The organism is Flavobacterium sp. FG139, from assembly GCF_057809695.1.
Genome location: NZ_JBMDKL010000017.1, coordinates 17,280 through 29,994 on the forward strand (window position 1 = coordinate 17,280; position 12,715 = coordinate 29,994).

A 12,715-nucleotide genomic window follows, 5' to 3' on the forward strand; every position below is an offset into this window, starting at 1 on the left:
ATTTAAATGAAACAATTTATATTTTTTTTACTATTTACAAGCTGTAGTCTTTATAGCCAAACACCAATATCATTAAGAGATAAAGTAACCAACAGTCCTGTATCCTATGCTAATATTTGGAAAGATAAAGTATTGTACAAAACTTCCGATTCACTCGGTGTTTTTCAAGTTGACACAAAAGACCTTGGTCATTTTTTCAAGATTACGTGTGTAGGATATAATGATACTATTGTTAAAATGAGTCAGGAAATAAGACTGCAGCAAAGTGCCATTGCTCTCGATGAGGTAGTTATTGCGAAACGTAAATTTGAACAAAAACTAAAACTTGGTAAAGCAAATAGAGGTGATACACGTTATGGAGTTCAATGGGATAGCAAAACAGGGATGGTCGCAAAATTTTTTCAAAACGAAAAGAAAGAAGTTTGTTATTTGAGTAAAGTTCGTTTTTCGGTATATTCAAGTGCCAAAAATAGAAAATTAATGGTTCTGATTTACTCGGTTGATAAAAATGGAATACCGAGTGAATTAATCAATACCGAAAATATTATATTGAATCCCAAAAAAGGAACTCATGTGGCAGAAATTGATTTGAATAAATGGAATATAGAGTTTCCAAAAGAAGGAATTTTTATAGTAATTCAACATCCTTTGTTAGAGCAAAATAAGTTGTATGCAGAAAATACGACCAACCCGAATGCTTTTATTTATGAGCCATTAATAGCTGTAGATTATTCGAATGGTTATAAAGATACCTGGTATTTCAAAGATGATAAATGGAATAAAAATGAGGTTTATTCCGTAGCTGTAGAGTTGCAACTCACAGATTAGTTACATTTTTAAATAAAACGCTTTTGTTAATTCTATGTAATCATCGGTATATTCATGACGATTGATTTCAATAACCAATTCATCCGCCGTTAAAACTGAAAGCTCGTAGCGTTTAAAAGCCAACAAACTTCTCACAATTGGGGTGTTGTGCGATCCTTTTACTCGAGTAACTTTCACTGGAAATAATTCGACTTCGGCACATAAATCAATGAATTTTTCTTCTTCTTTAAAGGGAATGATTACCGCAAAAATGCCGTTTTCAGACAATAACAAATCCGCAGCTTCAACTAAATCTTCAAAAGGCATGGCATCTTGAAAGCGTGCTAAATCACGTTGGGAATTCTCGGTTTTAAAATCTTCAGAATAAAATGGCGGATTGGAAATAATGATGTCGTATTCGTCTTCGGGTTCGTCAACAAACTCATCCAAACCGGCATGAAAACAAAACAATCGATCGCCCCAAGGAGAAGCTTCAAAATTTTCGACACATTGTTCGTAAGCTTCTTCGTCAATTTCTAAAGCATCGATTTGCTCAGCATTACTGCGTTGTGCCAACATTAACGAAAGAATTCCGGTACCCGCACCAATATCCAAAACAGCATACGGATTATTGTCAATAGGGCACCAAGCACCAAGCAAAACGCCATCGGTGCCAATTTTCATAGCACATCGGTCTTGTTGAACACTAAATTGTTTGAAATTGAAAGTAGACATAAAGTTTATCGAAGCGGGTTTTTCAAATAAACAAAAACACAAATAACCAAAGTAACTTTCTTAAAGGTACATTTCGACTAAACCTTCTGGTAAATTCATAATGACCTTTTTGTTTTCTCGATCAATCTTAACCAAAAACTGGTCAATCATTGGAACAAGAATTTCTACATTTCCATTAACAACTTCAAAAAGTGGTTGTGCGGAAGTATCGTTTATGGAGACAATTTTCCCAAAAACGCCCAAGCGTTGGTCTTCAATTTCAAATCCGATAACTTCGTGATAGTAGAATTGGTTGCCCTCTAGTTTTGGGAGCATGTTTAAAGGAAGGTAAATTTCGCAACCCATAATGGCATCAGCTTCTGCTTCATCATCAACATCTTCAAACTTCACTCGAAGAAAATCGCCTTTGTGTAAGTTGCTATTTTCAATAAAAAATGGAACCAAGTTTTTGTTGAATTCAACAAAAACTGATTCCATATCTTCATATAACTCGGGTTCGTCCGTATCTAAATAGATAAGAACTTCTCCCTTGAAACTAAATTTTTTAGCGATTTTGCCTAGGTAGAAACAATCTTCTTTACGCATTATCGCACTAAATTACGCTTCAGTTTCTTCGCTAGCTTCTTCAGCAGCTGGAGCTTCTTCTACCGCTGGAGTTTCCTCAGCCGCAACTTCTGCAACAACTTCTTCTGTAGTTTCTTCTACTGCTTCTTCAGCAGCAGCTTCAGCTTCTAATGCTTTTGCAGCTTCAGCAGCAGCATTAACACGTTTTTCGTTAGCTTCTTTTTCTGCTTTTAATGCTTTAGCTTTAGCATCTGCTTGTTTTTTAGACAATCCGTCTTTTTTAGCATCTACTTTACCCGCTTTTTCTTCAATCCAAGCCGCTAATTTTGCATCCGCTTGTTCTTGTGTTAAAGCTCCTTTACGAACGCCACCATCTAGGTGATGTTTTAATAAAGCGCCTTTGTAAGAAAGAATTGCTCTTGCAGTATCTGTTGGTTGAGCACCATTGTGTAACCATTGAACTGCTTGGTCAAGGTTTAATTCAATAGTAGCAGGATTGGTGTTTGGATTGTAAGTTCCGATTTTTTCAAGGAATTTACCATCTCTTTTTGCGCGAGCATCTGCCGCTACGATCCAGTAAAAAGGTTTTTGTTTTTTACCGTGTCTTTGTAGTCTAATTTTTACTGACATAATCTTGTGATTAAATTTTGAGGTACACGACCTCTGTTAATTAAGGGTGCAAAGATATAAAACTTTTTGATTCAAACTAATACCTTGCGGAAAAATTGTTTTTAATCGATTTTTAGTTAAAAAAACTATGCTAATTCAGTAAAAAAACTATTTTTGTAATTGTAAATGAAATTTTAAAAATGAAAAAGATAGCTTCCCTAATCGCAGTTTTAGTATTGTTCAGTTCTTGTCAAGAGGATGTTAAGTTTAATAACCCAGGTTTTCAAGCCTACAGAGATGGTTTGTTGTTTAGAGGTATTGATGTTAAAGCCTACAAGTCTGCTTCTACTGGTGCATTGTCATTAGTAGCTCTAGCACAAGATGAAGATGTAACCATAGATGTTGCTAACTCTGCAAAAGGAACGTATTATTTTGGTACAACAGCTCTTGCAACTAATGCGTCATATAACTCATCGTTCAATAATGTTAATCTTAGTTATGAAACGGTTCTTATTTTTGGTCCAGTAGCAAATATGAGTGCCGCAATGACAGCAGGAGGAACGGGTTATGTTTCTGATTGTACTTTGTCTGGAGGTCAATATACATGCACTAACTCACACCAAACTACTGGTGGTTCGGGTTCGGGTTTGTCATTGTCTGTAATCACCAATGCATCAGGTGCAGTAACATCTGTAAAAGTAGCGTCTCCAGGAAATGGATATAAAGCTGGTGATTTAATTACGATTGTAGGAGGTAGTAATAACGCAAAAGTCAAAGTCTTGAACGTAGAAGGAAGTAATGGTGAAATCGTGATTACCGAAAATACAGGCGGTACTGTTTCTGGAAATTTCAAGTTCAATGCCGCTAATATTAGTGGAAATCCAGACGGAGGTGAATTGGTAAATTTTCAATACGGAACCTTCTATAAAGTACCTGTTTTAGCAGCTCCCTAATTGAATTTAAGATACTACTATACAAAAGCCATTCGAATTTCGAATGGCTTTTGTGTTAAAAAAAGAATTAAAACCTAATTCATAGTAGTTTACGTTTTTATTTAACCTATCTTTGACAGGAATTTTAAAAAATAATTATGAATATTTTTGTTGGAAGTCTTCCTTGGAGTATTGAGGAAGCAGATTTAAGAGAGTCTTTTGAAGTGTACGGATCGGTTAGTTCTGTTAAAATTATTACTGATAAATTTACTGGAAGAAGTAAAGGTTTCGGTTTTGTTGAAATGGAAAACGATGAAGAAGCTGAAAAAGCAATAACTGAATTGAACGGTGCTTCAGTTGAAGGACGTACAATTGTAGTTAATAAATCAGAACCAAAACCAGAAGGAGAAAGAAGATCTTTTTCAAACAACCGTCCAAGTGGTGGTGGTTACAATGGTGGTGGTAATTCTCGCGGTGGTTCAAGCTACAACGATAGAAACAGTGGTGGCGGTAACAGAGGAAGATACTAGTTTTTCAAACTTATTATACTACAGAAACCATTCGATAATTCGGATGGTTTTTTTTATTCTTAACAGCGAAAGGCTTGGAACTTATCAGCTATCCTTTTTCCTGCTTTTCGTCATGCGCGGCATTTCCTTCAATCAGGACTCAACCTGTATTATTTGCATAAATCAAAAAATACCTAAACAACTCATATTATGTGTATTTACGTATTTTTCAATTCACCTAGATTCATCAAAACTCCATTAAATTTGCATTTTGTTGACTAAATGTTGACTAATTCATTATCTTTGTTTTATTGTAAAAAGCAAAATAATGGCTAAGATAAAATTTTTACTTCAAAGTAAAAGCGAAACATCCAATATTTATGTTCGCTATTCTGTAAACAGAGCTACCGTTTTAAAACGCAAAACAGGACTTGTTATTAGTGCAAAAGATTGGAGCATTGATAAAGGATTACCCAAAACTGGTAGAGAAGATTTAAAAATCATAAAATCCAAATTAGATAAATTAGCTTTATTTATCAGTGATGCTCATAATGAAGCTATTGGAAAAGGGATTGAACTTACAGGAGATTGGTTACAAATGCAAATTGATATTTTCAACAATAAAGTTGCCATTGTTGAACTTGATATTTTAACCAATTACATCGATAAATACATTAAAGAAGCTCCATACAAAACCAATCAAAAAAGAGAAACAGGATTGAGTTTAGGACGTATTAGGGCTTTAAATTTATTTAAAAACACAATCATTCGTTATCAAAAAGAAGCCTTAAATGATAAAAGTATTTTAATAAAAAATATTGATTTGCAATTTATTGAAAAATACAAAATGTGGCTTTTTAGTAAAGGCTATGCGATTAATTATGTTGGTAAAAATATCGCCAATGTTAAAACCATTTGCAACGATGCCTATAAAAATGATATTGAAACCTCTTCACAATTAAAAAATATCAAAATTATTTCAGAGAATAAATCGCCCGAACAAATCATTGTTTTAAGTGAAGAGGAACAAGAGAAAATTAAAAATATAGTGTTATTAAACCCATCACTAATTAATGCTAGAAAATGGCTTTTATTAGGATGTTTAATTGGTCAAAGAGGTGGTGATTTATTAAATATAACTGATAAAAACATTAAAGACTTGGGAACTATGAAAATAATTGAACTCAAGCAACAAAAGACTGGAAAACTCGTTGCTATACCATTACTTCCTGAAGCTTTAGAAATTATAAAAGATGGTTTACCGTATAAAGTAACATTGCCATATTTTAATATGTTTATTAAAAGTATTTGCAAGACAGCTGGTCTTAACCAAACTATTAAAGGTAGTAAATCAGTAACAACTAAAACAGGAAACAAAGTGATTTCAAAGAGAACAGGTAAATTAATTGATGAAAAAATTAGCTTAAATGTTTTAGGAAACTACCCAAAACACGAATTGGTTACCTCACACATTTGTAGACGTTCGTTTGCAACAAACTTTTATGGACGCATTCCAACGCCGATATTAATGAATATTACAGCACACGGAACAGAAAAAATGTTTTTAAACTATATCGGAAAAACCACCTATGACAATGCGTATCAAATGTTAGAGTATTTCAGCAAATTAACCCCTAAAGAAAAAACGCCTGTGATGGAAATTGTTAAAAATAACGTTAGTTAATACATTAAAAAACGACCTTTAAAATCAACAATGGATTACGCAAAAATATATAACGATTTTTACACAAAGTACTACGATAAAGCGGAGCTTTTAATAAAACATTTTTTTGTAAAACGTAAAAGAAAAAAAAGAACTTATGGAGATACTTTGAACTCCATTCGGTTGTATTTGAGTAATGATTTTAAGGCTACACATGAAATAGAAAAAAGTGAAATATTAAAAGAATTGCATTCACTTTTTAACAAGCGTTATAATTTTTATGAAACTGATCCAGAGCAGGAGATTTTTGCAAACGAACTCAAGGAAGCTTTTGATAAAGTTGATTTCTCAAAACTTGGCAAAGATTACAACTATATTAAACTGATAAAAAGTATTGCAATAATTGAAGTAGTAAATGAAATTTCAAGATTGTTGTCTAACAATTCTCGATTATTTGAGATGATGTATGATTTAGATGACTTTAATGATTTTGAAATACGATACCATAGAGGTTTACTTTTAGACCATACACCAATATTTAAAAAATTGCATCGAAAATTATATACTGACAATTATATAGATTATACAGGATTAGGTATTACATCTGACGAAAATCACTCAATCAATCCAAATATTGTTTTATCATTGTTTAAAAGTGAAGCCGTGTATAATTACTTTATAGAATATCAAAAACATATTTTAGATTTTTATACGGACTACTCCTATCTTAAAAAGAGATTAGAGAAAGAAAAACTTATCTATTATCACAAAGACAATGATTTTATGAAAATCATATTTTCAGATTTTAAACTAATTACAGAAAAAAGATATAACGAGTATTGTGTTTATTCAAAATTAAAATCACTTACTAAAAGTTACAGCACACAAAGACAAAACAACTTCAATATTGTCTTTGAAAGTGTTTTATCCTAATTCATTGGGGTTTATTTCCCCAAAAAGGGAAAATTAAGGTCTAAAATGGGCATTCATACAGACACACCTTTGTACTTATAAATCATAAAAAAATAAGTACTATGAATGCACCAATTTTATTAAACGGCATTACAGTTGAGGAACTTGCACAGGCACTTAAACCACTATTGCAACCTCAAAAAACAGCAAATCAATCTAATGATGAGCCACAAAGCGAACTTCTAACAAGAGAGGAAGTTTGCAAACTTTTATCTATTAACAAAACAACACTTTGGAAGCACACCAAATCGGGTAAACTTAAAAGTTTAGGATTGGGTAATAGAGTGTATTACAAAAAAAGCGAAGTACTACAAGCTGTTAAACATTTGAATCAATAAATCAAACAGCTAAAAATATTGTTTTGCAATTTCAAAAAATCATTGCAATGGTATTGCAAGTGTTTTTTGTTTAAAACAAAACAAATCAATTCTTAAAACATCAATAAAATAAGCCATTGCAATGGTATTGCAATGAAATTCAAAAATAATTGCAATGCTTTTCAATAAAAATTGCAATGCTATTGCAATGTTTTTTTTCATATGAATCAGAGATTGATTATGGATTTATTGCCGATTGAAAACCATCAATTCAATAGTTAAAAAATCCCTTATTTTATAGGGTTTGTATGGATTGATTTAGAATTGAATATAATCAATCGTGTATTTTAAAATATCAATTTGCTTACTAAAAAACTTATCAATTATCAAATAGTAAATTCTGTACAAGTAAGAATCATTGCAATGATATTGCAAAACAATTGCAATTAAGAATTAAATAAAATTTTAAAGTTAATACATCAAAAGCCTAGCAAAATCAACCCTTGAAATTTGTCTTGCAATTGTCTTGCAATGAAATTGAGTAAAAATTGCAATTGTATTGCAATGCTTTTTTTGACAAAAAATAATTAATTAACATAACCAATAGAATAAAATTCTATCTCTAAAAATCAATAGCGATGCAAATAAACAACCTAAAAGATATTGATTGTAAAATTGAAAATGCTTTTAAAACCAATAAAGAAATTGCGGTTTGTCAGTTGGAGCAAATACTATCTAAAATGCCTACAGAAATCAAAGATTTAATAAGCCAAGCTTTTGAATTAAAAAGAATCCCCAAAGAATATTTGTTTAGTTCGATACTATTTGCTTTTAGTAATGCTTGTGGTCTGGCATTTTCTATAAAAGCAATGGGATATGTTAATTATTCTAACTTGTATTTTGCCATTATTGGAAGTCGTGGAGATAGTAAATCCCCTGCAATGGATTTAGCAACACAACCTTTAGTTAAGTATGACAATCAAAAATATAAAGAGTTCAAAAAAGATAATGTAGAACTAGACGAGCTGGAAAAAATAGATAGAAAGCAATTATTTATTCAAGATGCTACCATTGAATCCGCAATTTATACCCACTATAAAAACACCTATTCTATCGGAATTTTTATTGATGAACTTTATTTTTTAATTGAGAAAATGGCAAATAAAAAAAGTACAGAGGGTACAGCTTGGCGAACTTTCCTTTTACAGGGAAATACCAATAAATATATCGATATTTCACGTAAAACAACAGAAAGTTTTAGAATCGAAAAATCATATCCAACCTTGCTGGGTTCTATTCAACATCAATTTGTACCCAAATTGTTTGCTGATGGAAATATAGAAAGTGGATTTATTGATAGAATATTATTCACTAATAAGCTAACGGTAAACAATCAATTATCAATTAATGATATTTCAAATGATGTTTTTCAAAACTATTCCAATTCACTAATCAACCTATTAAACTATAGAACTGAAATTGAAAATGCTTTTGAAATGGACGATTTAAGAATAGAGATTGAAACTATTGCACACAAACGTCTATTTGATTATTCTCAAGATTTAATTAATCTCCAAAATACAACCAATGATTTAAGCAAGGAGTATATTTCAAAAATGCTTATAAACATTCATAAAATAGCCCTTTTAACACATCTAATTTTAAATTCAAAAAGACAAAGTTTTCAGAGTAAAATCAGTATTGAAACTATTGAAATTGCAATTAACATATTGGAGTTTTATTTTACAAATTTCAAAATTGTTTTAGAAGAAAACATACATCAAAAAGAAAGGACAACAAACATAGATGACATTATAAAAATGGCTATTAAAAACAATGCTACTCAAAAAGATGTTGTAGCCATTACGGGATTGAATAAATCAACAATATCAAGAAAATGGAAAAATTAATTTGTGCAACCTGCAACTTGCAACCAAGAAAAAAAAGCTTTGCAGATATAATAAAATCAATGCTTAACAAAGATTTTAACAAAAAAATCGAGTTGCACAGGGTTTTAAAAACAACTTAACTGCTAAAAAATAATTTTGCTCCTATAAAAAAACAAAAAGCCACAAAAAGCATAAAAAATAAGATGTTGTGCAACTCGTTTTTTTGAGTGAAAACCCCTGAAGATATAGTAAAATTAATGCCTTGCAAGGTTTTTTATAAAAGTTGCAAGTTGCAGGTTGCAAAAAAATATTTTAAAAAATGTTACAAAAAAAAGAAATTAAGCTTGTTTTTGACATCAAACGAAATTATAAATTAATTACGCCTTGTTGTAACAAAAAAAATACAGATGGTAAATTTGTAAACTATAAAAATCTAAATGATTTTTATGGTTATTGTCATTCTTGTGGTAAAACAACATTACCCCCAACGATATACATCGATGAGCATTCAAACGAGTTTTTTTGGAACGATACACAAAATAAATTTGAATCGGTTTATTTGATGCCACAAAAAGAAACTCAAAACGAGTTGCAAAAGATTTCTTTAAATCAAGCCATTTCTCAAAAGTTCATTGATGAATCTATTATTTGGGATTACTACAAAATCATTCCCGAAAACAATCTTTTGCAGTATTTACGAAAGACTTACGGCAACCAAAAAACAGAAGATGCAAAACAAACTTATGCTTTAGGAACAAGTCGAGATAGTGGGGTATTGTTTTGGAGTATCAACTCTAATTTAAAAGTACAAAAAGTAAAAGTCGCTTATTACGATCTAAATGGTAAAAGAACCAATAAATTTAAAGTTCCCTACAAAAATGAACAGGGTTATTTTAATTGTTTATTTGGTGAACATTTGGTTTATGATACCATTAAATCAAAAAAAATAATCGTGCTAACAGAAAGTGAAAAAACAGCCATTGTAGGCTATATTTTATTTCCTCATTATGTCTGGGTAGCTTATGGCGGTATTAATGGTTTGACAAATGATAAATTGAAACCTTTAATTGGTCACAACGTTCTTATAATTCCTGATATGAGCCAAAATGCTGTAAAGATAATTTTAAACAAAATACAACTTTTAATTTCTCTTGGAATTAATGCCAAAATATGGGATATGACAAACGGCAAAACAGATGAGCAACTTAAAAATGAAAATAGCTACAACAATGATTTAGAAGATGTTTTTAGAAAAATGATATTATAACTTTTTAAAAGTCTAAATCTGTTCGTTAAAAAACATTAATCTATTAGTCAACAACAATTTAATTCAAAGAATTATTTGTTTTATAGGCATATACGGATTGGTTTTCGATTAAAAATTATCTCAAAAAATCCGTGTAAATACGGATTGTTTTGTTTTACATAAAGCAATATGTTTGAAACTTTTATTTTAACATTATTTACACTTAAAGTGTAAAATTAGTATAAGTTCAATCTTTAGGTTTGTGGCAAAATAAAAAAATCGTGTAGTGATTTTTCTTGAAATAAGCATTAGGGTTTTTCCTAGAATTGATTAGGAGTTTTCATAGGGAAAATATTTTTTTGCTCAAACACAAACGGATATGTTTGAGAAAAATAAAAAACACGTAAAACTACGTGTATGGGTAAAAAACGATTGTGTTAGATTTGAAAAATAATTAAAAATGTACACTTTTTGCTTACCTGTTTATTTTTTTAATTCTTATACATTTGAAATAAAACGATTGGTAATTAAAACTTGATTATTGAACTATAATAAAGTATAAAACAAGCAGATGAAGTGTCTTTTAAGATTAGGTATCAAAAAGAAATTTTATAACATTATAGTTTTTAAAATTAAAGTCAATAATTGATAACAAGAGTACATTTTTACATAGTCAGCAAATTGATTTTTAGTTAGTTTTCCATTTTGTCTAAAATCATTTCACATTTTGATAGAAAAATAATAATTAGATAATACCAATACCAGTACAATAAAATATTTTTATAAAATTTAATATAACCCTTTTTTATCTATGAAGTACCACTTAATCAAACTCAGCTTGTTAGTTACCTTGAGTAGTAGCTGTACCGCTTTATTTTCCCAAAAAGTACAATGGGAGAAAAGCTATGGCGGTAAGCATTCGGATTATTTAATGGATGCCAAGCCCACACCCGATTACGGATTTATTTTAGCAGGAAGTTCGCTGTCTAAAAAGACAGGAAACAAAACCGAAGGCAATAATGGCGATTTGGATTATTGGATTTGGAAGATGAAAGAAAATGGCGATTTGGATTGGCAAAAGAATTTTGGCGGTTTAGGTAGCGACTTTTTGCAAAGTATTGCGCTTACTAAAGATGCAGGATACATTTTAGCAGGAACTTCTAGTTCTAATAAAGGATTTAATAAGGAAGCGGACTCCAAAGGTGGTGAAGATTTTTGGATTATTAAACTCACCGCTACAGGTTCTCAAGAATGGCAAAAAACTATTGGTGGCAGTGGACAAGATAAGTTGCAAAGTATTTTGCAAACTACGGACGGAGGCTATCTAGTAGCAGGTTCTAGCAGCTCTGAACCTGTTGAAAAAAAGACCACAACGAGTGATGAAAAAACGGCAAAGAGTTATGGTAATTTAGATTATTGGGTGGTAAAATTAGATTCTAAGGGAAAAATAGAGTGGCAAGAATCGTATGGCGGCCTGTATAGTGACGAGCTTCGCAGTGTATCGCAAACTAAAGATGGTGGTTATATTTTAGGTGGTTATTCTAACTCACCTGAATCTGGAACTAAAACTGAAAATAATAAAGGTATTGGAGATTATTGGGTGGTCAAAATAGATAAAAAAGGCGCTGTTGAGTGGCAAAAAACCATTGGCGGTGATCAAGACGACCAGTTGTATGTGGTGTATCAAACCTATGATAAAGGATATGTATTGGGCGGTAACTCCAACTCACAAACTAGCAATGAGAAAAGCAAGAGTAATGAAAATGGTACGGACTTTTGGGTAGTAAAACTTGATGAAAACGGTAAAATGCTTTGGCAACAAACCTACAATTTTGGAAAGGTTGATGTACTAACTTCTTTGGTAGAGAATGAAGACCATACGTTGTTATTGGGAGGATTTGCTCAAGGAGAAATGAGTATCAAAGCCAAAGGTAAAAACTCGAAAGCAGCTCCAAAAATGAAAAAAGGCACTGATGATTTTATTGCTTTGAAAGTGAGTGCCTCAGGAGAAGAACTATGGAGCGCAATAGTAGGAAGTGATGGAACTGATATCTTGAAAAAAGTAATTGAAACTAGAGATGGAGGGTATTTAATGACAGGGACTTCTAATGCGAAAGCCTCACGAGATAAAAATAGTGCCATTGGACAAAATGACTTTTGGGTGGTTAAGCTCAAAGACGAGCAAAAACCAGAGAAAGTCAAACTGAACTTGGAAGCCTCGCCTAATCCTACTCAAGGGTTTACAAATATTGTGATTGGGTATGAGTTTGACAACGGAACCGCCACAGTTGTTGATTTGGCAGGACGCGTGTTGCAAACTTTTGAAATCAATAGTAAAACGGTTCCTGTAGATTTGAGCACAGTTCCCGAAGGAATTTATATTGTGAACCTCAAAACCAACTACCAAGGTAAAGAAACCTCAGAAGGGGTAAAGATTATTAAAGGAATTACTAAGAATTAATGAATTTAGAT

Annotated in this window: 12 protein-coding genes; 9 read left to right on the forward strand and 3 right to left on the reverse strand. The window is 31.4% G+C overall.

The window, feature by feature from the left end:
• The first annotated feature begins 6 nt into the window (after nt 1–6).
• Complete coding sequence (locus ACODSI_RS13255; protein ID WP_488917339.1) at nt 7–828, forward strand: peptidase associated/transthyretin-like domain-containing protein; 822 nt, start codon at nt 7–9, stop codon at nt 826–828.
• On the opposite strand, the gene ACODSI_RS13260 is transcribed toward ACODSI_RS13255, so the two are convergent.
• Genes ACODSI_RS13260 through ACODSI_RS13270 form a run of 3 tightly spaced genes read right to left on the reverse strand, consistent with a single transcriptional unit; the run spans nt 829 to nt 2,736 of the window.
• Nucleotides 829–1,542, reverse strand: coding sequence for a tRNA1(Val) (adenine(37)-N6)-methyltransferase (locus ACODSI_RS13260; RefSeq protein ID WP_488917340.1), 714 nt, complete (start codon nt 1,540–1,542; stop codon nt 829–831).
• Between the two features lie 60 nt (nt 1,543–1,602).
• Complete coding sequence (gene rimM / locus ACODSI_RS13265; RefSeq protein WP_488917341.1) at nt 1,603–2,127, reverse strand: ribosome maturation factor RimM; 525 nt, start codon at nt 2,125–2,127, stop codon at nt 1,603–1,605.
• A 12-nt stretch (nt 2,128–2,139) separates the two neighbouring features.
• Nucleotides 2,140–2,736, reverse strand: coding sequence for a 30S ribosomal protein S16 (locus tag ACODSI_RS13270; protein ID WP_488917342.1), 597 nt, complete (start codon nt 2,734–2,736; stop codon nt 2,140–2,142).
• A gap of 179 nt (nt 2,737–2,915) precedes the next feature.
• On the opposite strand from ACODSI_RS13270, the gene ACODSI_RS13275 reads away from it, so the two are divergent.
• The 8 genes from ACODSI_RS13275 to ACODSI_RS13310 all read left to right on the forward strand — a co-directional run bounded on the left by ACODSI_RS13275 (nt 2,916) and on the right by ACODSI_RS13310 (nt 12,704).
• The gene (locus tag ACODSI_RS13275) at nt 2,916–3,668 is read left to right on the forward strand and encodes a DUF6252 domain-containing protein (RefSeq protein ID WP_488917343.1); all 753 of its coding nucleotides are present in this window, start codon (nt 2,916–2,918) and stop codon (nt 3,666–3,668) included.
• Between the two features lie 137 nt (nt 3,669–3,805).
• The gene (rbp, locus tag ACODSI_RS13280) at nt 3,806–4,177 is read left to right on the forward strand and encodes an RNA-binding regulator (protein ID WP_488917344.1); all 372 of its coding nucleotides are present in this window, start codon (nt 3,806–3,808) and stop codon (nt 4,175–4,177) included.
• A 307-nt stretch (nt 4,178–4,484) separates the two neighbouring features.
• Nucleotides 4,485–5,840 carry a tyrosine-type recombinase/integrase gene (locus ACODSI_RS13285; protein WP_488917345.1) on the forward strand — a complete coding sequence of 452 codons (1,356 nt, stop codon included), beginning with the start codon at nt 4,485–4,487 and terminating at the stop codon, nt 5,838–5,840.
• 30 nt (nt 5,841–5,870) lie between these two features.
• Nucleotides 5,871–6,752, forward strand: a complete 882-nt coding sequence (locus ACODSI_RS13290; protein WP_488917346.1) for a hypothetical protein — start codon at nt 5,871–5,873, stop codon at nt 6,750–6,752.
• A 101-nt stretch (nt 6,753–6,853) separates the two neighbouring features.
• On the forward strand, nt 6,854–7,129 hold the full coding sequence (locus ACODSI_RS13295; RefSeq protein WP_488917347.1) for a helix-turn-helix domain-containing protein: 276 nt from the start codon (nt 6,854–6,856) through the stop codon (nt 7,127–7,129).
• A gap of 617 nt (nt 7,130–7,746) precedes the next feature.
• Nucleotides 7,747–9,018, forward strand: coding sequence for a DUF3987 domain-containing protein (locus tag ACODSI_RS13300; RefSeq protein WP_488917348.1), 1,272 nt, complete (start codon nt 7,747–7,749; stop codon nt 9,016–9,018).
• 298 nt (nt 9,019–9,316) lie between these two features.
• On the forward strand, nt 9,317–10,264 hold the full coding sequence (locus ACODSI_RS13305; RefSeq protein ID WP_488917349.1) for a DUF6371 domain-containing protein: 948 nt from the start codon (nt 9,317–9,319) through the stop codon (nt 10,262–10,264).
• Between the two features lie 790 nt (nt 10,265–11,054).
• Nucleotides 11,055–12,704, forward strand: a complete 1,650-nt coding sequence (locus tag ACODSI_RS13310) for a T9SS type A sorting domain-containing protein (RefSeq protein WP_488917350.1) — start codon at nt 11,055–11,057, stop codon at nt 12,702–12,704.
• The last annotated feature ends 11 nt before the right edge of the window (nt 12,705–12,715 follow it).

Bases quoted from the DNA above. Each gene is read 5' to 3' on its own strand.
- ACODSI_RS13255 (WP_488917339.1), top strand. From the start codon at position 7: ATGAAACAATTTATATTTTTTTTACTATTTACAAGCTGTAGTCTTTAT.
- rbp (WP_488917344.1), top strand. From the start codon at position 3,806: ATGAATATTTTTGTTGGAAGTCTTCCTTGGAGTATTGAGGAAGCAGAT.
- ACODSI_RS13290 (WP_488917346.1), top strand. From the start codon at position 5,871: ATGGATTACGCAAAAATATATAACGATTTTTACACAAAGTACTACGAT.
- ACODSI_RS13285 (WP_488917345.1), top strand. From the start codon at position 4,485: ATGGCTAAGATAAAATTTTTACTTCAAAGTAAAAGCGAAACATCCAAT.
- ACODSI_RS13310 (WP_488917350.1), top strand. From the start codon at position 11,055: ATGAAGTACCACTTAATCAAACTCAGCTTGTTAGTTACCTTGAGTAGT.
- ACODSI_RS13295 (WP_488917347.1), top strand. From the start codon at position 6,854: ATGAATGCACCAATTTTATTAAACGGCATTACAGTTGAGGAACTTGCA.
- ACODSI_RS13300 (WP_488917348.1), top strand. From the start codon at position 7,747: ATGCAAATAAACAACCTAAAAGATATTGATTGTAAAATTGAAAATGCT.
- ACODSI_RS13260 (WP_488917340.1), bottom strand. From the start codon at position 1,542: ATGTCTACTTTCAATTTCAAACAATTTAGTGTTCAACAAGACCGATGT.
- rimM (WP_488917341.1), bottom strand. From the start codon at position 2,127: ATGCGTAAAGAAGATTGTTTCTACCTAGGCAAAATCGCTAAAAAATTT.
- ACODSI_RS13275 (WP_488917343.1), top strand. From the start codon at position 2,916: ATGAAAAAGATAGCTTCCCTAATCGCAGTTTTAGTATTGTTCAGTTCT.
- ACODSI_RS13270 (WP_488917342.1), bottom strand. From the start codon at position 2,736: ATGTCAGTAAAAATTAGACTACAAAGACACGGTAAAAAACAAAAACCT.
- ACODSI_RS13305 (WP_488917349.1), top strand. From the start codon at position 9,317: ATGTTACAAAAAAAAGAAATTAAGCTTGTTTTTGACATCAAACGAAAT.